The sequence below is a fragment of the Streptomyces sp. WY228 genome (genome assembly GCF_019287315.1).
Classification (GTDB): domain Bacteria; phylum Actinomycetota; class Actinomycetes; order Streptomycetales; family Streptomycetaceae; genus Streptomyces; species Streptomyces caviscabies.
In genome coordinates this window covers 4,916,636-4,938,488 of the sequence record NZ_CP079114.1, presented here as the reverse complement: position 1 = coordinate 4,938,488, position 21,853 = coordinate 4,916,636, and the positions used below count along the sequence as shown (strand labels likewise).

General features: G+C 73.5%; 17 protein-coding genes. 6 read left to right on the top strand and 11 right to left on the bottom strand.

Annotated elements, in window-relative coordinates; all coding sequences use genetic code 11:
- Positions 1-119 precede the first annotated feature (119 nt).
- Complete coding sequence (locus KV381_RS21560; protein ID WP_030083215.1) at positions 120-1,298, top strand: alanine--tRNA ligase-related protein; 1,179 nt, start codon at positions 120-122, stop codon at positions 1,296-1,298.
- Between the two features lie 80 nt (positions 1,299-1,378).
- Here the strand turns inward: KV381_RS21560 and KV381_RS21555 are convergent, their stop codons facing one another.
- Complete coding sequence (locus tag KV381_RS21555) at positions 1,379-1,774, bottom strand: GNAT family N-acetyltransferase (protein WP_086778669.1); 396 nt, start codon at positions 1,772-1,774, stop codon at positions 1,379-1,381.
- 283 nt (positions 1,775-2,057) lie between these two features.
- On the opposite strand from KV381_RS21555, the gene KV381_RS21550 reads away from it, so the two are divergent.
- Complete coding sequence (locus KV381_RS21550) at positions 2,058-2,465, top strand: DUF4440 domain-containing protein (protein ID WP_193463729.1); 408 nt, start codon at positions 2,058-2,060, stop codon at positions 2,463-2,465.
- Positions 2,466-2,605: 140 nt separating this feature from the next.
- On the top strand, positions 2,606-3,862 hold the full coding sequence (locus KV381_RS21545) for a serine hydrolase (RefSeq protein ID WP_218786024.1): 1,257 nt from the start codon (positions 2,606-2,608) through the stop codon (positions 3,860-3,862).
- 24 nt (positions 3,863-3,886) lie between these two features.
- Here the strand turns inward: KV381_RS21545 and KV381_RS21540 are convergent, their stop codons facing one another.
- The 10 genes from KV381_RS21540 to KV381_RS21495 form a co-directional block, all read right to left on the bottom strand.
- On the bottom strand, positions 3,887-9,022 hold the full coding sequence (locus KV381_RS21540; protein WP_256995133.1) for a hypothetical protein: 5,136 nt from the start codon (positions 9,020-9,022) through the stop codon (positions 3,887-3,889).
- Positions 9,023-9,139: 117 nt separating this feature from the next.
- Positions 9,140-9,760, bottom strand: a complete 621-nt coding sequence (locus tag KV381_RS21535) for a TetR/AcrR family transcriptional regulator (protein ID WP_030628283.1) — start codon at positions 9,758-9,760, stop codon at positions 9,140-9,142.
- Positions 9,748-10,482, bottom strand: coding sequence for an enoyl-CoA hydratase family protein (locus KV381_RS21530; RefSeq protein WP_218786023.1), 735 nt, complete (start codon positions 10,480-10,482; stop codon positions 9,748-9,750). The genes KV381_RS21535 and KV381_RS21530 overlap by 13 nt, the downstream gene beginning before the upstream one ends.
- Positions 10,479-12,071, bottom strand: a complete 1,593-nt coding sequence (locus KV381_RS21525; protein ID WP_030628279.1) for a 4-coumarate--CoA ligase family protein — start codon at positions 12,069-12,071, stop codon at positions 10,479-10,481. The genes KV381_RS21530 and KV381_RS21525 overlap by 4 nt, the downstream gene beginning before the upstream one ends.
- A gap of 150 nt (positions 12,072-12,221) precedes the next feature.
- Complete coding sequence (locus KV381_RS21520; protein WP_030628277.1) at positions 12,222-13,391, bottom strand: acyl-CoA dehydrogenase family protein; 1,170 nt, start codon at positions 13,389-13,391, stop codon at positions 12,222-12,224.
- Complete coding sequence (locus tag KV381_RS21515) at positions 13,388-15,376, bottom strand: biotin carboxylase N-terminal domain-containing protein (protein WP_218786022.1); 1,989 nt, start codon at positions 15,374-15,376, stop codon at positions 13,388-13,390. Before KV381_RS21515 ends, KV381_RS21520 begins: the two co-directional genes overlap by 4 nt.
- A 7-nt stretch (positions 15,377-15,383) precedes the next feature.
- On the bottom strand, positions 15,384-16,982 hold the full coding sequence (locus KV381_RS21510; protein ID WP_218786021.1) for an acyl-CoA carboxylase subunit beta: 1,599 nt from the start codon (positions 16,980-16,982) through the stop codon (positions 15,384-15,386).
- A complete protein-coding gene (locus tag KV381_RS21505) occupies positions 16,979-18,718 on the bottom strand; it encodes an acyclic terpene utilization AtuA family protein (protein WP_218786020.1) in 1,740 nt (579 codons plus the stop codon). Before KV381_RS21505 ends, KV381_RS21510 begins: the two co-directional genes overlap by 4 nt.
- On the bottom strand, positions 18,715-19,527 hold the full coding sequence (locus KV381_RS21500; protein WP_218786019.1) for a TIGR03084 family metal-binding protein: 813 nt from the start codon (positions 19,525-19,527) through the stop codon (positions 18,715-18,717). The genes KV381_RS21505 and KV381_RS21500 overlap by 4 nt, the downstream gene beginning before the upstream one ends.
- 189 nt (positions 19,528-19,716) lie before the next feature.
- Positions 19,717-20,271, bottom strand: a complete 555-nt coding sequence (locus tag KV381_RS21495; RefSeq protein ID WP_030628263.1) for a DinB family protein — start codon at positions 20,269-20,271, stop codon at positions 19,717-19,719.
- Between the two features lie 122 nt (positions 20,272-20,393).
- On the opposite strand from KV381_RS21495, the gene KV381_RS21490 reads away from it, so the two are divergent.
- The 3 genes from KV381_RS21490 (at position 20,394) to KV381_RS21480 (ending at position 21,849) form a co-directional block, all read left to right on the top strand.
- Positions 20,394-21,107: an NUDIX domain-containing protein gene (locus KV381_RS21490; RefSeq protein ID WP_218786018.1), complete on the top strand. Its 714-nt coding sequence runs from the start codon at positions 20,394-20,396 to the stop codon at positions 21,105-21,107.
- A gap of 68 nt (positions 21,108-21,175) precedes the next feature.
- The gene (locus tag KV381_RS21485; protein WP_078611201.1) at positions 21,176-21,418 is read left to right on the top strand and encodes a CopG family transcriptional regulator; all 243 of its coding nucleotides are present in this window, start codon (positions 21,176-21,178) and stop codon (positions 21,416-21,418) included.
- A complete protein-coding gene (locus tag KV381_RS21480; RefSeq protein WP_103537514.1) occupies positions 21,415-21,849 on the top strand; it encodes a PIN domain-containing protein in 435 nt (144 codons plus the stop codon). The genes KV381_RS21485 and KV381_RS21480 overlap by 4 nt, the downstream gene beginning before the upstream one ends.
- Positions 21,850-21,853: the final 4 nt, after the last annotated feature.

The following is a 21,853-nucleotide window of genomic DNA, read 5'->3' as shown; positions in this document are numbered from 1 at the left end:
ATCCCCCGGCGACCGGAAACGGTCCGTCGGCAGTGCCGTGGAGCCTCTGGCCCCGGCCGGGTGACTGAACGGGTCCGTTCTCCGGTGCCTCCCCGCCACGACGCGAAGGAGCCACTCCCATGCGTACGGACCAGCTGATCAGCACGTTCGTCGAGTACTACGAAGAGCGCGGCCACCGCCGGATCACCGGCTCGACACTGCTGCCGCCGCCCGGCGACCCGGTGCTCTTCACCACCTCGGGCATGCACCCGCTCACGCCGTACCTGGAGGGCCGCCCCCATCCCCTGGGCAAGCGGCTGGTCAACGTACAGCGCTGTCTGCGCACCACCGACCTGGACGAGGTCGGGGACGCCACCCACCTGACCGTGTTCGAGATGCTCGGCACCTGGTCGCTGGGCGATTACGAGGGCCCGCTCAGCCTCGACTGGGGGTACGGCCTGCTCACCGAGGGCCTGGGCATCGACCCCGGCCTGCTGCACGCCACCGCCTTCGCCGGTGACGAACGGACGGGCCGGACGGGACCGGACACCGCTTCGGTCGAACTGTGGCAGCGCCTGGGCGTCCCCGTGGAACTCACCGTCGAGGACAACTGGTGGTCCAACGGACCGGTGGGCCCGTGCGGGCCCGACTCGGAGTTCTTCCTGTGGAGCGGCGACGGCCCGCCGCAGTCGACGCCCACCCGTGACGACCGCTGGGTGGAGGTGTGGAACCACGTGACGATGACCCACCGCCGCCTCGACGACGGCTCCCTCGTACCGCTGCCCCAGCGCAACGTCGACACCGGACTCGGCCTGGAACGGCTGGCCTCGCTGCTCCAGGGCCGGTCCTCCGTCTTCGAGTGCGACGTGTTCGACCCCTGGCGCCGCCTCGTACCGGCCCTGTGGACCCTGGACGAACCTTCGCTGCGCCTGGTCTGCGACCACCTGCGCTCGGTGGTCGTGCTGCTGGGCGACGGCGTGCGCCCGGCCAACACCGGACAGGGTTACGTGCTGCGCCGCCTGCTGCGCCGCGTACTCACCGTGCTCCGGCAGGAGGAGGCCCCTTCGCACGGAATCGGCGACCTCCCGGACGAGCTGATCCAGCACACCGTGGACCACTTCCGGCAGGACATGCGCCCGAGCGAGGTGCGCCGGACGCTGATCGACGAGGAGCAGCGGTTCGACCGGCTCCTGGAACGCGGCCGAACCGTGCTCGCCAGGCCCAGGTTCCGGGGCCCGCTGACCGAGGAGGACTTCCACTACCTCCACGACACGCACGGGCTGCCGCGCGAGCTGATCACGGGCCTGCGCGAGGAGTGATGGGGCGCGGTGGCCCGCGCCCGCACTCGGCGATCGACGGCCCGGCCGGGCGGGGGCCACGCCCGGCCGGGGCCCTCAGGTCACAGAGCGATCAGCCCTGCCACCGACTCTCTGAAACCGCACGCGTCGAAGTAGAAGGACCGCAAACGCTCTTCGAAGTCGACATGCAGCCACTCGCACCCCGCAGCACGGCTTCCCTCAGCAGCTGCCTCGACCAGCGCGGCTCCCACCCCGTTCGACCGACGGTGCTGAGCCACGACCGTGTCCAGGACGAACGCATGGACTCCGCCGTCCCAGGCGACATTGACGAAGCCGACCAGGCGATCGCCTTCCCGTGCGCAGACCCAGCCGAGGCTGTGCCGTCGAAGCCTTGCCCGCCAGTCCGTCTGCTCGACCGGATGCCCGAACCCTTGGGCATGCAGCTCGTTGAGCGCCGCGTTGTCGACGTCGCCCCGCCACTCGTACGTGATCGCCATGGCCCGAACCTAGTGAGCACCGGAGGCGGACCACGGAGCGGGCCGTCAGGCTCGGTCGCGGCACATGGCCCGATGACCGGCAGACGGATCACCCATCGCACAGCGGACGGCGTCCGCATACCCGGAACCTGGCGCCACGCCTTCATCCATCCGGAGGCCGCACGGCGCTCCGCTGCCGCCCCTGCCGGGCCGGGCCGACGAGCCCCCGGCCGGCGTCCTGACCGACGCGTCCGCCACCGAATCCGCCCTGACGGGCATGCCGCTCTTCGGCGATCATGAGCGGATGAGCCAGGAACCCCAGGACAGCACAGAGGTGAACGCGGCCATCGACGGCGAGCTGCGGCTGCTCGACCCCGCTGTGCGGCTCTCCCGGTCGCTCGCCGCGACGCTGCTCGACCCGGAGTTCGTCGAGGTCGGGGCGTCCGGGAGGCGGTGGACGTACGAGGAGATGGTCGCCGCGCTCCCCGATCTGGAGGGCGGAGGTGCGGACGGGCCGCGCTTCGAGCCCTCCGGGATGACCGGGGTGGTGCTGGCGCCCGGGCTGGTGCATCTCACGTACGAGACCGTCGTCGGCGGCGAGCGGGCCCGTCGGAGTTCGCTGTGGCGCAGGAGGGCCGGCGAGACGGCCTGGCGGTTGTACTACCACCAGGGGACGCCGGTTCCGGGCGGTGAGGGCTCCGGGCACGCCTGACTCCGCGCGGCTCCGAACGAGTGGACTTGGCAGGGCGCGGGCGGGATGCGGCACGGAGGCCTGGGGACGGATGGTGTCGTTGCCGTCCGTTCCGCTCCCCCCTCCCTCCCCCACACACGGCTCGGAAGAGGCATCCCCCCATGCGACGCTCCCCCGCTCGACGTCCGTTCGCCGCCCTGCTGCTCGCGGCGTCCGTCCTGACCCCGATGGCCATGGCTCCCGTCCCGGCGGTGCACGCCGCGACCCTCGACCAGCACGACCAGAGCGGGCAGGGCGGGCAGGGCGGCAGACATGAGCGGCACGGCGACGACCGCTGTCCGCCCGGTGGTCTCGACCCCGCGCTGACCGCCGAGCTCGACAGGACCATCGAGGACGTCCGCGAGCAGGCCGGCATCCCCGGTGCCGTCGTCGGGCTGTGGATGCCGGGCAAGGGCAGCTACATCCACGCGAGCGGCGTCGGCAACACGGTCACCGGTGAGCCGATGTCCGCCGGCACCCGCATCCGGATCGGCAGTGAGACCAAGACGTTCACCGTCACCGCGCTGCTCCAGCTCGTCGACGACAAGCGCGTCAAGCTGGACGATCCGATCTCCCGCTACGTCTCCGGCGTGCGCAACGGCGACCGGATCACGCTCCGTCAGCTCGCCGGGATGCGCAGCGGTCTGTTCCCGTACACCGCCGACGCCGGCTTCGTGCACGACCTGCTGAGCGATCCGTACCGCTCGTTCACCCCGCGCGGTGTGCTCGCGTACGGCATGCAGCACAAGAACACCTTCAAGCCGGGCGCGGAGTTCCAGTACTCCAACTCCAACCTCGTCCTGCTCGGGCTCGTGATCGAGAAGGTCACCGGTCAGCCCCTCGACCGCGTCATCCATGAGCGGGTGCTCCGCCCGGCCCGCCTGCGCAGCACGCTCTTCCCGACCGGGGCGGAGTTCCCCGAGCCGCACGCCCACGGCTACACCGACCAGACGCTGAGCGGTGAGACCGAGGACGCCACGGACTGGAACCCCAGCTGGGCGTGGGCCGCCGGGGCGATGATCTCCGATCTGCACGACCTGCGGCGCTGGGCCAAGGTCGTCGCCACAGGTGAGCTGCTCAGCCCGGAGACCCAGGCGCAGCGGCTCACGACCCTGCCGACCGGGTTCCCGGGGCTCAGCTACGGCCTGGGCATCTTCGAGACCGGCGGGTGGATCGGGCACAACGGTTCGCTGCCGGGGTACGAGACCGTGACCGTCTACCTGCCCGCGCAGAAGGCCACCATGGTCATCATGATCAACACGGACTCCCTCAGCGGGGGCCAGGAGCCGTCCACCCTGCTCGCCCGCGCGGTGACGCAGATCGCCACCCCGGACCACGTCTACGACGGCAGCGCCTCCCAGGGCCGCAACACTCCCTGAGGTCGGGAGCCCGCCAGGAGCCCGTCACGGCCCCGTCGGCGGTGGTGCGGCCGGGGCGCGCAGGCCCAGGTGGTCGCGTGGGTCGGTGACGGCGTCCGGGTGGGCGGCCAGGAGGCGGGTCGCCGTGGGCAGCGGCATGCGGACCACCACCGGGCGGGGCAGCGTCAGTTCGCGCTCCGCCACCGTCGTACGGGAGGAACGCACCCGGTCCGTCACCCGGGCCACCACCCTGACGTCCAGCGTGAACTGCACCAGCACCGAAGTGAACTTCGGCTTGTGCAGCGGCATCGAGCCCGCGCCGTGTGCCGCCGCGCCGCTCGCCGAGCCCGCGCCGCCCGTGTTGCCCATCAGCTGGTTGAGGCGGAACTCGTCGGCGTTCAGCACGCCCGCGCCGAGCAGCCCGCGCGCCTGCCTGCTCTGCTCGGCCGCGCTCTGGCCTTCGCCCTGGGTGGGGCGCGGCGCTCCCAGGTGGCTCTGGGCGACCGTCTCGAACGTCATCTTGTCCCCGGCGCCCAGCACCCGCCCCGCCCGCAGTCGCGCGTGCACCGACGCCCGGAGGTCCTGGCCCGACGCCCCGCTCGCGTGCACCGGCGGCAGCTCCGCCCCGGCGTTGGTGAGCAGCGGCAGCGCCGAGATCAGCCACTCGGTGGAGACCGCCTCGCCCAGGGTGTAGGCGGCGGCCTGGCCCTTCTGCCGGAAGCGGTCGCCGCCGCCCGCCGCCCGTACCGCCGTGTTCACCAACTCCCGTACGCGCGGCGCGCCCTGGAAGCCGTTCACCTGCGCCTCCATCGGCAGCGGCACCCCGTCGGCCCGCCAGGAGCCCAGTCCGGCCGGGTCGCCGGCCGGCCGGTCCGACGGGGCGCGCACCGGCGCCCGGCGCGGGGCGGTCGTCCGGCGCAGCGCCGTGAGGTCGCTCTCCAGGATCCGGTGGACCAGCGACGTACGGCCCGAGGCGGCGAACGCCAACCGGCGGTCTCCCCGGTGGAGTTCGAGGGTGGCGATGACCGGCACCCGCATCTTCGCCGCCTTCGCCGTCTTCGCCTCCGCGACCGTCTTCATCCCCAGCTGGCCCCGCGCGGCCTCGCCCCGGCGGCGTCCGGAGCCCGAGGCGACGCCGATTCCGGCCGCGGCCCCGGCGCTCTTGACCGGTCCCGCCCCGCCGTCCGGTTTGCCGGAGCCCGCGAGGACACCCTCCACACCGGTGGTCGCGCCCTCGTCGTGCGAGGTGGCCTGCTGGGCGGCCGCCGAGGTGATGTACTCCATGTCCCGGCCGTCGTCCGCCGCCCCCTCCCACGACCCCGCGCCGACCCGGTCCACCTTGAACACCGCCCAGTACGGCGTCCTGCGGCCGTCCAGCAGCTCCACGGTGACGCCGCCGTCCATGGCGCTGCCCAGCAGTCCGGTGGAGCCGTCCCGGTCCAGGACCCTCAGCAGGCGCTGCACGTTGTCGTTGCGGTCGCGGAGCTGCTGGCGGGGCAACAGGTCGTCGGACAGGTCCTGTTGGCCCGTGCGTGCGAGGGTGCCGCGCAGTCCGTCCAGCAGCGGCACGAAGTCCGGCAGCTCCTCGATCATGCCGAAGCCGAGCGGCAGATCGCGGGCGAGGGTCGGTCCCGGGCGGGCCGGCCCGCCGGGGACCGGCCCTCCGGACGCGGATGCCGTTGCCGGGGCCGCCGCTGACGTGGACGCCTCCGCCGATGCCGCCGCCGGTGCCGCCGACGTCGATGCCTCCGCATCCAGCTTCAGCGCCTTCCGCGCCGACTCCGGCAGCTCCACCCCCGCCGCCCGCAGCTGCTCCGCCGTCAGCCACACCGCCGCCGCGCCCGGCAGGGTCCGGGCCGCGTCCGCGACGTACGGGCCGCCGCCGGTGACCTTGACCTCCGCGACCATCGTGACGAGCAGGTCGCAGCGGACCAGATACAGCGGGGCCTTCTTGGGGGTGTGGGCGTTGCGCTCCACGGTGCCCGACACCGTGGCGGCCTCGCTGTCGCCCCTGCCTGTCGTGCGGTACCCCGACATGCCTTCGCCGACCCGCCACTCCGCGCCGTTCTGTACGCCGGTGGCCCCGACCTGGACCGTGCTGGAGGTGCCCTCCCCCTGCTGTCCGCCGGCCTGGTGGCCGCCCAGCAGATACGTCTCCGTGCCGGGGCCCGCCGCCTCGTGCACCAACTGCGGTGCGGCCAGCGCCAGCCGGGTGCCCACCGCGCCGTTCAGCGCGGCCAGCCGGCGCGGGTAGCGCAGGTTCTTCACCACCCAGCCGGAAGACGCCGCCTGCCGCAGCGCGGCCGTGATCGCCCGGGGGCTGAAGCGTTCCTCGACCGCCAGCCGGGGGGCCAGGCCCTCCGTGGCGAGCGCCGGGTCCTGGCGGCCCGCCCTGCCGCGGGCGGCGGCCCGGGACAGCAGGGCCAGGGCGAGATCGCGGACCGGCTGCCCGTCGCCGATCGTTTCCACCAGCTGCCAGTCCCGTACGAGCTGCCCGGTGGCCGGGGCCGGGGCCGCCCGGGACAGTTCGCCGATGCCCGCCGCGCCGACGGCCTGCTCCGGGCCGGGGGCCTGGCCTCCGCCCGCGTCCAGGCGCGCCTTCTCCTCCGTACCGACGGTGAACTCGGACGGCGTCAGCAGCCGGACGTTCTGCTCCTCCATGTGCAGGCCGGACAGCAGCTTCGCCTCCGGCGCGTCCCGCCCGGGGCCGCCCGGGGTCACGGCGCGGGCCAGCTTGCGCTGCCGTGAGGTCATGGTGACGTCCACGTTCAGCCGTAGCGCCGCCCCGAACGCGCTCGCCTTCTCCGACCCGTTGGTGAGCACGTCGGTACGGGTGGTGGGGCCGCCCTGGTTGCGGCGGGAGCCCGAGCTCTGCCGCTCGTAGCGGGCCGAGCCGGTCAGGACGCCGGGGACCAGGCGGGCCTGGGCCAGCACCATGCCGCCGATGGAGCGCGAACTGCTGCGCCCGCTCTGCGCGTTGGCGGCGACGCCGGAGTGGGCGCGCACCAGCCAGTCGTCGATGTCCCCGAGGTGGCTCGCCTCGCCCAACTCGCCGTGGACGCGGAGCTGTACGTCGTGGGAGTGCATCGCGGACTTGCGGCGCAGCCGTACCCGGATGCCGGTCGAGAGCAACTGGTCCTTGTTCACCCGCAGGTTGGCCTCGGAGAGGGCGGCCATCAGCTCGCGGTGGTTGGTGCGCTGCGCCTCGTCCTCCTCCCTGCTGAGGCCCGCCGGGGGCGCGGTGGCGCCGAAGGCGGGCAGATAGCCGGTCAGCCGGGGGTCGGTGGCGAACAGCTCCTGCACGGCCTTCACCATGGGCGCGGTGTCGAGCCGGCCGAGCGTGACGCTCGATCCCATCGCGCCGAAGGGCAGGTGGCGTTCGTCCGCCGCGCGTCCCTCGCCTTCTTCGTCGTTCGCCCCGGGGGCCCACGGCCGCGGCTCCGGTCTCTTGATGAACGCGTCCGCCGTCACCCCGGGCGGCAGCGGCAGCCCCAACTCCTGTGCCTCGTCCGCCCGCAGGCTCACCCATACGCGCATCGCGTGGGTGGCCTCCCGTGCCTCCGGGCGCAGGATCGCCCGGACCGACCGGGGCCCGGTGCCCTCCACGGTGAACTCCACCGTCCCGAGGTACAGCGCCTTCTCGCCGCGCACCTCCGCGCCCTGCCGGCTGGAGACGGTCTGCTCGTTCACGCTGAACCTGGCCTTGCGGGCGGCGGCGACCGGCATCGCGGTGGCCCGCACCACGGCCGCGTTGGCCGCGGCCCCGACCCCGATCGCCGGGCCGACGCCGCCCGCGACGGCGCGCCCCTTGCCCGCCGACTCGGTCGCGGTGTGCTGGGCCTGCTGGTGGGTACGGAGCTGCGTCCTGCCGGTGGACCAGGCGGGCGACAGACCGGTGACGGCGGCGCGCATGCGGTAACTGCCGGCGCTGCTGCCGTCCTTGGAGTACAGGTCGTCGCCGGTGACGCCGTTGCCCAGCAGCCGGGGCAGGTCCTCCAGCACGGTCGCGGTGGCGGTCGCCTCGTACAGCCGGGAGCGGCCGGGTGCTCCGGGTGCGGTCACGGAGGGGTGCAGGACGGAGGCGACCGCGTCGAACAGGCCGCCGCCGCCCTGGTGCGGCCCCTCGGTGTCGGAGACGGCGACCGGGGCCAGCGAGTCGGCCAGCGCGACCCGGTGCGCGAGGTCGTCGTCCACCGGCCGCGGCCGGTCCGGCGCCCCGGTGCCCGCCGGGATGAGGTGCTCGGTGGGCACCCGCTGGGTGAGGCCGCCCGAGCCCCGGAATGTCTGCTCGTCGCCGCCCGCCTGGGGCCGGATCCGTACGACGTACACCACCCGGCGATTCACTTCCACCGAGCCCTTGTCGCTGCGCAGGACCCGTGGTTCGGCGACGCCCCGCTGGGCGCGGGAGTCCCGCGAGGACTGCCAGGGCTGGACGCTGCCGGTCACCGCGCCGCCCAGCCACAGCCCCGGTGCGACCGGGGCGAGCCCGAAGGCCGTGCCGCCCACGCCGGTGCTGGAGGAGTTGCCGGACGTTCTGCTCGCGGTGGCCCCGCTGTTGTGCTGGACGTCGACCTTGGTCTCCTTGCCCTCGGCCTCGTCGACCGCGGCGAGCGGCGCCCCGCCCGGGTCCGGTGCGGCCGACGGCAGGTCGGCGGCCGGGTGGAAGGTGGGCGGCCGGTCGTCGGGCGCGGGCGCGATGCGCACGGTCACGTCGAACCCGTCGCCGCCGCCCTGTCCGCCCTCCGTCGCGAACGCACGGCCCCGGCCGAAGAACGACTCGGGCCTCCCGGCCAGTTCGGCGGCGATGGCGGCCACCGTGCCACCGCCGTGGCCCACGACGGCCGCGACGGCGCTGCGCACGAACTCCTGCCCGGTCAGCCCGTACGCGGTGGACAGTCCGCCCGCCTCCAGGTCCATCAGGTACGGCGGCAGCACGAGCCCCTGTTCGGCCCGCTCGTCGATGGCCGGGGGCGGGGCGGCGGGCCGCTTCTGGCGGCGCAGCGCCCGGGTGGTGGCCTCGTTGCCCAGCATCCGCTGCAGGGGCATCAGACCGCCGGGACCGCCGCCGAAGACCCCCGGTCCGGCCGGAAGCACGGCCCGACGCGCCTGCTCGGCGTCCCTGGACACACCTCGCGCGCCCGCGCCCGCGCCGTCGTTCGCTGACCACTGCTGCCTCCGCACAGCGTCAACGTAGCCAGCGGTTCGGCGGCCCACGGTCGTTCGGACGGCTGTGCGGACGTTCGCCGCCCACTCCTCACCCTCGCGCCAACTCCCGTACACCGGAAGGTCCGCACGGGCTCAGCCCTGGGGCGGCCCCAGCCCCTCCTCCACCAGCGTCGCCCACTGCGCCACCACCCGCGCCCGCCGCGCGGTGTCGTCGGTGAGGAGGTTGGCGAGGCCGAGGCCGCGGGCCATGTCCAGCAGGCCCTGGACCGTCTCGCGGGCGCCGGGGCGGGACTCGTCCGCGCCGAGGAGTTCGACGGCGATGCGGTGGGTCTCGCGGCCCACCCGGGCCTCCAGCTCCGTGACGCGCGGGTGGAGCTGGGCCTCGTTGGAGGCGGCCACCCAGAGCTGGAGCGCGGCCCGGAACAGCGGGCCGGTGTAGAGGTCGACGAGGGCCGCGACCACCTCGGCCCGGCCCTGGACGGGCAGCGCGCGCAGGGCGGCGGAGCGTTCCTCGGCGACGTACTCCACGGCACCCGTGAACAGGTCCTCGCGGGTCGGGAAATGGTGCTGGGCCGCGCCGCGCGAGACGCCGGCCCGCTCGGCGACGACGGAGACGGTGGAGCCCGCCCAGCCGTGTTCGGCCAGGCAGGCCACCGCGGCCTCCAGGAGCCGCTGCCGGGTCGCCCGGCTGCGGTCCTGCTTGGGCGCGTGAGCAGCCCGAGGAGTGGTGGAGGAGGAGGTCACCGCACCCACGCTGGGTCCCGTCGTTCCAGGAAGGCCGTCATCCCCTCCCTCGCCTCGTCGGAGGCGAACAACGCGGCGGATCGGGCGATGAGGTCTTCGGCGTACTGGTCGAAGCTCCTCAGCACCGTAGCCGTGACCAGCTCCTTCGATGCGGCCAGCCCCTGCGGCGAGGCCCGGCGCAGCCCGTCCAGGACCGGGACGAGCGCCTTGTCCACGTCCTCGGCGGCCTCCGTCACCAGCGAGATCCTGGCCGCCTCCGCCGCGTCGAAGCGCTCACCGGTGAGGTAGTAGCGGTTGGCGGCCGTACGGTCCAGGCGCGGGAGCAGCGTGAGCGAGATGACCGCCGGGGCCAGGCCGAGGCGGGACTCGGTGAGGGCGAAGGACGACGCCTCGCCCGCCACCGCGATGTCGCAGGCCGCGAGCAGGCCCAGACCGCCCGCCCGGACATGGCCGTCCACCCGGGCCACCACCGGTTTCGGCAGCGCCACGATCTCCCGCATCAGGCCCACGAACGCCGCCGGGTCCGGCGGTGCCTTCAGGTCCGCCCCGGCGCAGAACGTCGACCCGGTGTGGGCCAGCACCACCGCCCGTACGGTGTCGTCGGCGGCACAGTCCGCCAGGGCGTCGCGCAACTGCGCCACCAGCGCCGCCGAGAGCGCGTTGCGGTTGGCCGGGGAGTCGAGCGTCAGCGTCGCGATGCCCCGCTCCCCGGTCCGTACGATCAGGGTCACTTCGCGTCGGTCCTCTCCGTCTTCTCGCGGTCGCGCAGCTCGCGCCGGAGGATCTTGCCGGATGCCGCCCGGGGCACCGCGTCGATGAACTCGGCCTGCCGCACCTTCTTGTACGGGGACACGCGCTCGGCGACGTACGCCATCACGTCGTCCTCGGTCAGGCCGTCCGCCGCCGGGCCCCGGACCAGGAACGCCTTCGGGATCTCGTTGCCCTCGGCGTCGTACACCCCGATCACCGCCGCGTCCGCCACCTGCTCATGGGTCAGGAGCAGGGCCTCCAGCTCGGCGGGGGCCACCTGGTAGCCCTTGTACTTGATCAGTTCCTTCACCCGGTCGACGACGTACAGCCAGCCGTCCTCGTCGGTCCGGCCGACGTCGCCCGTGTGCACCCAGCCGTCCGCGTCGATCATGTCGGCGGTGGCGTCGGGCCGGCCCAGATAGCCCTTCATCACCTGCGGGCCGCGGATGAGGATCTCGCCGTCCGCGCCCGGTTCGGCGTCCTTCGCCGGGTCCTCCAGCGACACGATCCGCATCTCGGTGCCCGGCAGCAGCTTGCCGACCGTGCCCGGCGGCGGCTGCTCGACGGAGAGCGGCACCACGTGCGTGCCCGGCGACAGCTCCGTCATGCCGTACGCCTGCCGCACCGGCGGGACGCCGAGCCGGGCCGAACAGGCGGCGGCCAGGTCGGCGTCGAGCGGGGCCGCCGCACTCACGATGTACTGGAGCGAGGAGAGGTCGTACTCCCCCACCAGCGGGTGCTTCGCCAGCGCCAGCACGATCGGCGGGGCCACGTACAGGCCGCTGATCCGGTGCGTCTGGATGGCCTCCAGGAACTGCGCCAGGTCGAAGCGGGGCAGGACGACGACGGTCGAGCCGCAGCGCAGCGGGACGTTCATCAGGGCGGTGAGGCCGTAGATGTGGAAGAAGGGGAGGACGGCGAGGATCCGGTCGCCCTCGCCCATCGGGATGAACGGTCTCAGCTGCTCCAGGTTGGTCGCGATCGACCGGTGCGTGAGCATCACGCCCTTGGGCGTGCCGGTGGTGCCGGAGCTGTACGGGAGGGCCGCGACGTCCTCGCCGGGGTCGATCGCGATCTCCGGTTCGGGGGCGGTGGAGGAGAGCATGTCGAGGATGGAGGTGTGGCCCTCCGCCTGGTCGCAGACGTAGATCTCCCGTACGCCGCCAGTGAGTTCGGCCGCACGGCGGGCCGTCGCCAGGAGCGGCGAGACCGTGACGATCCACTTCGCGCCGCTGTCGGAGAGCTGCTTGGCGAACTCCTCGGGCGTGGCCAGCGGGTGGACCGTGGTGACGGAGGCCCCGGCGCGGGTGGCCCCGTAGAAGACCGCCGGGTAGGCGATGGTGTTCGGGCTGTGCAGGGCCAGCACGTCGCCCTTCCTGAGCCCCGCCTCGGCCAGTGCGGCGGCGATGCGCCGGTGGAAGCCGTCGAGCTGGGCGTACGTGAGGGAGGTGCCGTTCGTCCCGTCGATCAGGGCGACGGTGTCGCCGAACCCGGCGGCGTCGCCGAGGACCGCGTCGTGGATGGGCGTGTCGAGGGCCGGTACGTCTGCGTACTCGCTGCGGAACACCATGGCGGTCCCCTGTCGTCGCGGCCGCCCGCGCCGCCGGGGCGGTGGCGCGGGACGCCGTGCGGGTGTGGAGGGTCAGAATCGCCCCCGTGGGGGAGGTATGGGGAGGGGTCGGACGGGATCAGATCACGGAGGCCGGGGAGAGGACGGGGACTAGTACGACTTCGGCAGGCCCAGCGACTGGTGCGAGACGTAGTTCAGGATCATCTCTCGGCTGACCGGGGCTATGCGGGCCACCCGGGACGCAGTGATCAGCGACGCGAGGCCGTATTCGCGGGTCAGGCCGTTGCCGCCGAGGGTGTGCACGGCCTGGTCGACCGCCTTCACGCACGCCTCCCCGGCCGCGTACTTCGCCATGTTCGCCGCCTCGCCCGCCCCGATGTCGTCGCCCTCGTCGTACAGCCGGGCCGCCTTCTGCATCATCAGGCGCGACAGCTCCAGGTCGATGTGCGCGGTGGCGAGCGGGTGCGCGATGGCCTGGTGGGAGCCGATGGGTGCCTTCCAGACCTGGCGGGTACGGGCGTACTCCACGGCCTTGCCGAGGGCGAAGCGGCCCATGCCGATGCCGAACGCGGCCGTCATGATCCGTTCGGGGTTGAGCCCGGCGAAGAGCTGGAGCAGGCCCGCGTCCTCGTCGCCGACGAGCGCGTCGGCGGGCAGGCGTACGTCGTCCAGGACGAGTTCGAACTGCTTCTCGGGGGCGTGGAGTTCCATGTCGATCTGGTTCCGGCCGAAGCCGGGGGCGTCGCGCGGGACGATGAACAGGCAGGGCTTCAGCTTGCCGGAGCGGGCGTCCTCGGTGCGGCCGACGATCAGCGTGGCGTCGGCTATGTCGACGCCGGAGACGAAGACCTTGCGGCCGGTGAGGAGCCAGTCGTCGCCGTCGCGGCGGGCGGTGGTGGTGATGCGGTGCGAGTTGGAGCCCGCGTCGGGTTCGGTGATGCCGAAGGCCATGGTGAGGCTGCCGTCGGCGAGGCCCGGCAGCCACGTCTGCTTCTGTTCCTCCGTGCCGAAGCGGGCGATGACCGTGCCGCAGATCGCGGGCGAGACGATCATCATCAGGAGCGGCGAGCCGGCCGCTCCCAACTCCTCCAGCACGATGGAGAGTTCGGCCATGCCGCCGCCTCCGCCGCCGTACTCCTCGGGAAGGTTCACCCCGAGGTAGCCGAGCTTCGCGGCCTCGGCCCACAGCTCGTCGGTGTGGTTGCCCTCGCGGATGACGGTGGTCATGTAGTCGCGCCCGTACCGCTTTCCGAGGGCGGCGACGGCTGCGCGCAGGGCCTGGTGCTCTTCGGTTTCGAGGGCGGTGCGTGCGGTGCTCATGCGGTCTCCTCCGGTACGGAAAGGGGTACGGGGGTGGCGGCCGGGTCCTCCTGGACCACGGCGAGCAGCGCGCCGACCTCGACCTGGTGGCCGGGGGCGGCGTGCAGGGCGGTGAGGGTGCCGGCGGCGGGGGCGAGGATGCGGTGCTCCATCTTCATCGCCTCCAGCCAGATCAGCGGCTGCCCGGCCGTGACGGCGGCCCCGGCGGCCAGGCCCTCCGCGAGGCGGACGACGGTCCCGGGCATGGGGGCGAGCAGGGAGCCGGGGGCGGTGTGGGTGGCGGGGTCGGTGAAGCGGGGCAGGGCGGTGAAGGTGTGCGCGGCGTCGGCGGTGTCCACGTGGATCCGGTCGCCGTGCGTGCTGATGACGAAGTGCCGTGTCACGCCGTCGACTTCGAGGGTGACGCGGTCGGGTGCGGCGGCCGGGACCCGGACGCCGGGGGCGTCGTGCGGTTCCGGGGTGCCGGTGCGTCCGGTGCGGTAGGCGACCTCGTGTTCGGTCCCGTCGGGTTCGCTCCGGTAGCGCTTGCGCTGGGGCCCCGAGGGCACGTTGCGCCAGGCCCCGAAGCGGGTGGGGGCCGGGCCGCCGGGTGCGGTGGTGTTGCGTACGGCCGAGGCCAGGGCGGCGGCGAGGGCGGCGGTGGCGGGGTCGCCGGCTCCCGGGGCGGTCAGGGCGGCCAGGTGCCGGTCGTAGAACCCGGTGTCCAGGCGCGCCGCCGCGAAGTCCGGGTGGCGCAACGACCGTACGAGCAGCTCGCGGTTGGTGACCGGGCCGTGGATCCGGGCCCTCTCCAGCGCGCGGGCGAGCAGCCGGACGGCCTCGGCTCGGGTCGGCGCGTGGGCGATGACCTTGGCGAGCATCGGGTCGTAGTGCACGCCGATGGTGTCGCCGCCGGTGTACCCGGTGTCCAGGCGCAGGCCGGGTGCGTCCGGCACCTCCAGTGCGTGCAGGGCCCCGGTCTGCGGCTGCCAGTCGCGGGCCGGGTCCTCGGCGTAGAGCCGGGCCTCGACCGCGTGGCCGGACGGCTGCGGGGGCGCGGCCGACGGCAGCGGCTCGCCCTCGGCCACGCGCAGTTGCAGGGCGACCAGGTCGAGCCCGAACACGGCCTCCGTGACCGGGTGTTCGACCTGGAGGCGGGTGTTCATCTCCAGGAAGTACGGGCGGCCGTCGGCGGAGACCAGGAACTCCACGGTGCCCGCGCCCCGGTAGTCCACGGCACGGGCCGCCGCCACCGCCGCCTCGTGGAGCCGGGTCCGCAGGGTCTCGTCCAGACCGGGGGCCGGGGCCTCCTCGATGACCTTCTGGTGGCGGCGCTGGAGCGAGCAGTCGCGGGTGCCGAGCGCCCACACGGTGTCGTGCGAGTCGGCCATGACCTGGACCTCGACGTGCCGGCCGCGTTCCACGTACGGCTCGGCGAAGACCTCGCCGTCACCGAAGGCCGACGCCGCCTCCGCGGCGGCTGCCAGCAACTCACCCGGCAGCGCGTCGAGTTCACGGACGATCCGCATGCCGCGCCCGCCGCCGCCGGAGGCCGCCTTGAGCAGCAGCGGCAGATCGTCCTCGCCCGCCGTCGCCGGGTCCACCGGGGCGAGCAGCGGCACCCCGGCCCCGGCCATCAGCTCCTTGGCCCGGGTCTTGGACGCCATCAGCTCGATGGCCTTCACCGGCGGGCCCACCCAGACGAGCCCCGCGTCCTGCACGGCGGCGGCAAAGGCGGCGTTCTCGGAGAGGAAGCCGTAGCCGGGGTGCACGGCGTCCGCCCCGGCGGCCAGCGCGGCGGCCACGACGAGGTCGCCGCGCAGATAGGTGTCGGCGGGCGCGGCCCCCGGCAGCCGTACGGCGAGGTCCGCCTCCCGTACGTGCAGGGCGTCGGCGTCCGCGTCGGAGTACACGGCGACCGTGGTGATGCCCAGGTCACGGCAGGTGCGGAAGATCCGGCAGGCGATCTCGCCCCGGTTGGCGACGAGCAACGTGGTGATGGTCATCTGGGCCTCACATCCGGAAGACGCCGAAGCCGCCGCGGGCGCCCTCGACCGGTGCGGTGTGGATCGCGGACAGGCACATGCCGAGGACGGTCCGGGTGTCGCGCGGGTCGATGACCCCGTCGTCGTACAGCCGCCCGGACAGGAACATCGGCAGCGACTCCGACTCGATCTGCTGCTCCACCAGGGCGCGCAGTCCGGCGTCCGCCTCGTCGTCGTACGGCTGCCCCTTCGCCGCCGCCGAGGCGCGGGCGACGATGGAGAGCACACCCGCGAGCTGCTGCGGGCCCATGACGGCGGACTTGCTGCTGGGCCAGGCGAAGAGGAAGCGCGGGTCGTAGGCGCGGCCGCACATGCCGTAGTGCCCGGCTCCGTAGGACGCGCCCATCAGGACCGACAGATGCGGGACCTTCGAGTTCGCCACCGCGTTGATCATCATCGCGCCGTGCTTGATGATGCCGCCCTGCTCGTACTCCTTGCCGACCATGTAGCCGGTGGTGTTGTGGAGGAAGAGGAGCGGGATGTCGCGCTGGTTGGCGAGCTGGATGAACTGGGCGGCCTTCTGCGACTCCTCGCTGAACAGCACCCCTTGGGCGTTGGCGAGAATCCCGACCGGATAGCCGTGCAGCCGCGCCCACCCCGTCACCAGGCTCGTCCCGTACAGCGGCTTGAACGCGTCGAAGTCCGAGCCGTCCACCAGCCGGGCGATGACCTCGCGCGGGTCGAACGGCACCTTCAGATCGCCCGGCACGATGCCGAGCAGCTCGTCCTCGTCGTACTTCGGCGGCTCGGCGGGGCCCGGATCGGTGTGCGCCTTACGCCAGTTGAGGCGGGCGACGATGCGTCGTGCCTGGCGGATCGCGTCGTGCTCGTCGACGGCGAAGTGGTCGGCGAGCCCGGAGGTGCGGGCGTGCATCTCGGCCCCGCCGAGCGATTCGTCGTCGCTCTCCTCGCCGGTGGCCATCTTCACCAGGGGCGGTCCGCCGAGGAAGACCTTGGACCGCTCCTTGATCATCACGGTGTGGTCGGACATGCCGGGGACGTACGCACCGCCCGCCGTCGAGTTGCCGAACACGACGGCCACGGTGGGGATTCCGGCGGCGGAGAGCCGGGTGAGGTCCCGGAACAGCGCCCCGCCCGGGATGAAGATCTCCTTCTGGGAGGGCAGGTCGGCCCCGCCCGACTCCACCAGGCTGATGGTCGGGAGGCGGTTGGCGAAGGCGATCTCGTTGGCGCGCAGGGCCTTCTTCAGCGTCCAGGGGTTGGAGGCTCCGCCGCGTACGGTCGGGTCGTTGGCGGTGATCAGGCACTCGACGCCCTCCACCACCCCGATCCCGGTGACGAGCGAGGCCCCGACGGCATAGTCGCTGCCCCAGGCGGCCAGCGGCGACAGCTCCAGGAACGGGGTGTCGGGGTCGACGAGCAGCTCGATCCGCTCGCGGGCCGGGAGCTTGCCGCGCCCCCGGTGCCGGGTCACGTACTTCTCGCCGCCGCCCGCGAGCGCCTTGGCGTGCTCGGCCTCCAGCTCGGCGAGCTTCTCCACCATGGTGGCCCGATGGGCGGCGTACTCGGGGCTGCTGGGGTCGAGCGCGGTGGGCAGGATGGTCATGCGGTCACCTCCGGGAGGGGGATGCCTTCCAGCAGCGGTACGGGGACGGGCAGCCACCGGGACCGCAGCCACTCCCCCACCGCCTTGGCCTGCGGGTCGAACCGGGCCTGGGCGGCGACGCCCTCGCCCAGGAGGCCGTGGACGGTGAAGTTCAGGGCGCGCAGGTTGGGCAGGACATGGCGGACGACGGTCAAGTCGGCGGTCTCCGGCAGGAGTTCCTTGAACCGCTCGACGGTCAGCTCGTGCGCCAGCCATCGCCAGGCGTCGTCGTCGCGCACCCAGACGCCCACGTTGGCGTCGCCGCCCTTGTCGCCGCTGCGCGCGCCCGCGATCAGTCCGAGCGGGACGCGCCGGGTGGGAGCGGTGGAGGGGTACGGGTCGGGCAGCGGCGGTTCGCCGACGTCGGCCAACTCCTGTGTGATCGCGGGAGGTTCGATGATCAAGCGGCTTCCGTCCGGCAGCACGGCGGAGTGCTCGACCTCGCCCGCCGGTACGGGCCGGGCCTCGAACACCCCGTAGGGAGCGCCCTTTCCGGGCGGGGCGGTGACATGGAAGCCCGGGTAGCTGCCGAGGGCGAGCTCGATGGCGGCGGAGGAGACGGCACGGCCGACCGCCTCGGCGTCCTGGTCGCGCACGACGAGCCGGAGCAGCGCGCCGGCCCGCTCCTCGGTGTCGGCGTCGGCGTGATCGGTACGGGACAGCTCCCAGCGCACCTCGGCGGGCGGGCGGCCGCCGCCGCGCTCCAGGGCGTCGGCGAACTGGTCCTGTACGAGACGGGCCTTGGCCTCGATGTCCAGGCCGGTGAGGACGAACACGACCTCGTTGCGCCAGCCGCCGAGCCGGGTGAGCCCGGCCTTGAGGGTGGGCGGCGGGGCCTCGCCGCGTACGCCGTCGATACGGACCCGGTCCGGGCCGTCGGCCGTGAGCCGCACGGTGTCCAGGCGGGCGGTGACGTCGGGGCCCGCGTACCGGGCTCCGCCGGTCTCGTACAGGAGTTGGGCGGTGACGGTGGAGAGGTCGACGACCCCGCCCGTGCCGTCGTGCTTGGTGATGACGGACGAACCGTCGGCGTGGATCTCGGCGAGCGGGAAGCCGGGGCGGCGGAGGAGGGCGGGGTCGTACGCGCCGAAGAAGGCGTGGTTGCCGCCGGTCGCCTGCGTGCCGCATTCCAGGACGTGCCCGGCGACCACGGCGCCCGCGAGCGCGTCCAGGTCGTCCGGGCCCCAGCCGAAGTGGGCGGCGGCGGGCCCGGTGACCAGGGCCGCGTCGGTGACCCGGCCCGTGACGACGACCTCGGCCCCGGCCCGCAGACAGGCGGCGATCCCGGAACCGCCGAGGTAGGCGTTGGCGGTGAGGAACCCGTCCGGCACGGGCAGGCTGTCGCCCTCGACATGCGCGACGGTGACGGGCACGCCGACCTTGGCCGCCAGCTTCCGTACGGCGTCGGCGAGTCCGGCCGGGTTGAGGCCGCCCGCGTTGGCGACGATCTTCACCCCGCGCTCGTGGGCGAGGCCGAGCCCTTCCTCCAACTGGCGCAGGAAGGTGGTGGCGTAGCCCTTCTCCGGGTCCTTGAGGCGGCTGCGGCCGAGGATGAGCATGGTCAGCTCGGCCAGATAGTCGCCGGTGAGGACGTCGAGAGGGCCGTCGGTGAGCATGTCGCGCAGCGCGTCGAAGCGGTCGCCGTAGAAGCCTGAGGCGTTGCCGATCCGGAGCGGCGCGGGATCGGGGGCGGTCATCGGTCACCTCGCCCGGCCTGCTCCGCGCGGGGCAGCCGGCCCGGTCCGGGAGGTCCGGCGAAGGCCTGGGCGATGGAGAGCCACTGGTCGGCGTCGCGTCCGTCGGCGGTGACCGCGAGGTCGGAGCGGTGGGCGCGCTGGGTGACCAGGAGGCAGAAGTCGAGGAGCGGCCCGGTGACGCGCTGGGCCGCGCCCTCCGGCCCGTACGCGATCATCTCGTCGTCCGGGGTGCGGAGTTCGACGCGGAACTCGGCCTCGGGTGCGGTGATGCCGCGTACCGCGTAGGCGTAGTTCCGGGCCCGTACGCCGATCCGCGCCACATGCCGGAGCCGGGCGGTGGGGGTCCGGGTCACGCCGAGGGCGTCGGCGATGTCCTGGCCGTGCGCCCAGGTCTCCATGAGCCGGGCGGTCGCCATGGACGCCACGCTCATCGGCGGCCCGTACCAGGGGATCCGGGTGCCGTCCGGGGCGTCGCGGAGGACCTTGTCGAGCCGCTGCCGGCCCTCCCGCCAGCGAGCCAGCAGGGCGTCCGGGGCGTGGGCGGCGACCAGGGCGTCGGCCGCCTCGTCGACGAAGGATTCGGGGGCGGCGAGAGCCTTGGTCACCTCGTCGCCGAACCGGTCCGGCTCGGTGGCCGCCAGCAGCGCGACCTCGTCGGTCCAGCTGAGGTGGGCGATCTGGTGGGCCACGGTCCACCGCTCGGCGGGCGTGGGGCCACGCCAGCCCGGGGCATCCAACTCCCTCACCAGCTCGTCGAGTTCGTCGCTCTCTTCGCGCAGATCGTCGATCACGGCTACGACAGCGGACACGTGCGCTCCCCTCGGGACCGGGTGTGGTGCCCAGGAGCATGGCAGCGCCCCAGGAAACAATCAAGCACGCTTGCATGATTTTCTGCCCGCAGACCGCCGACCGCAGGCCGCAGACCGCCGACCGCAGGCCGCAGACCGCCGGGGCGACGCCCACCGCGCCGCGCCGCGCCGCCGGTCACTCGCCGCCGGTCACTCTCCGCCCATGGCCGCCTTCGCCATCCGCTCCGTCGTGCTGGCCCCGTCGAGCGCCTCGCGGACGATGTCCGCGTGACCGCTGTGGTGGGCGACCTCGCGGAACGCGTGCAGCAGGACGTGCCGGACGGTCCAGACGAGGGGCTCCGGCGGCGACCAGGGGTAGCGCGGCAGGGTGATCGCCCGGTCGAGGTCGGGTTCCTCGCGGACGGCCCGGTCGAAGGCCTCCGCCCCGGCCCGGAACGCGTCGAGGTGGCCGGCGAGGGTTTCGCCGTCGGTCATGCGGTTGCCGTCCGGATCGAGATCGGCCCAGCCGACCTCGGGGGCGGCGCTGCCGTCGATCACGGACAGCCAGCTGCGCTGCACCTCGGCGAGGTGCTTGACGAGGCCGCCGAGGGTCAGCTCGCTGACGGTCGACCGGGTGCGGGCCTGCTCGTCGGTGAGCCCGGTGACCGTGTAGAGGAAGTTGGTGCGCTGGTCGGCGACCATGGCCAGCAGGTCTTCGCGTTCGCCGGTCTTCGGGGCGGTGCCGTTCGGTTCGGTGGGTTCCACGGCTGACCTCCGGGGGGGCGGGGCGGGCGGGTTGGCTCGATCCGGCGACTCTAGAGCGGGGCACCGTACGGACGAAGGCATTCCGGCGGCGGTGCGGCCGTGGTGCGCGTTAGCCTCCGTCGATGACTGCCGAAACCCGCCCGGTGACCGTCCGGTTCGACGCGGACCAGCTGGTCCTGGAGCTCCGCCATGACGCCGAGGGCGCCTACTACGCGTTCCCCGACGGCCGCTCCGGGGCCCCCGGCGCACCGCGCGTCGCCCTGTCCCTGGCGGAGGCCGTCCATGCGCGCATCCGGCCGACCGGCACCGCGGAAACGGTCCTGCGCGCCTGGGCGGAAGGCACGGCCCCACCGGGCCCGGTGACCCTGGACGATCCTGCGGCCGTTCCGCCGGTACGGGTGCGGGCCGGGGCGATCGTCATCCGCGACGGGGCCATGCTGCTGATCCGCTTCGAGGAGGACGGCGCTCCGTACTACGAGATTCCGGGCGGCGGCGTCGAGGAGGGCGAGACCCCGGAGGAGGCCGTCGTACGCGAGCTCGACGAGGAGACCGGCCTGACCGGGGCCGTCGGGCCCGAGGTGGCCCGGGTGTGGAAGGGCGGGCGGCACGAGCACTACTTCCTCGTCTCCGCCACCGGCGAGGTCGGCGCACCGGAGACGCTGGACACCTACGGCGGCGCCCCGGTCTGGATACCGCTGGAGCACCTGCCCGACACCCCGCTGTGGCCCCGCCGGCTGTCCTGGCGCATCGAGCACTGGCACCGGACGGGCTGGCCGGACCGCCCGGCCGAACTGGCCGACTCGATCACCGAACTCGGCCCGCCGTGCCGGTGGTGAGGGGCGTACGCCCAGCCCCGCCCTCTACCACCCTGCCCTACGTAGGGCAGGGTGGTAAATTGGACAGCATGATAAAGACGACCGTGTACCTTCCGGACGAATTGGAAGTGCGACTGGACGCCGAGTCGTCCGCGACCGGCGTCAGCAAGGCCGAGCTCATCCGGCGCGGCATCGCCATGCTGCTGGACAGCGCCGAGCGGCCGAAGCACAGCCGTGAGCTGCCCGTCTTCGACAGCGGACGCTCCCGTACGCCCGACGAGATGGACAGCTCCGTCTACGAGCACATCAAGGAACGGGCCGCGCGCCGTTGATCATCGTCGCCGATACCTCGGCCCTCTTCGCCGCGTTCGACGCCGCCCAGACCGAGCACGCCGCAGCGGCGAAGATCCTGGAGTACGAGCGGCTGGCGATCTCGCCGCTCGTCGTCACCGAACTGGATCACCTGGTCCACCGCGACCTGGGGTTCCCGGCGGCCCTGCAGGTGATGGAGGCGCTGAACTCCCGCATGGACGATGGGCAGTACCGTCTCGCCGAGCTCAAGCTCGCGGACCTGCACACCGCCCACGAGGTCCGGCGGAAGTACGAAGGGCTGCGGCTCGGCCTGGCCGACGCCGTCGGAGTGGTCCTGGCCGACCGCTACCGAACAGATCGCATCTTCACCCTGGACCAGCGCGACTTCCGCGCGATGTCACCGCTGACCCCCGGACTGGACTCCTTCCGGATCCTGCCCGCCGACGGCTGAAGGC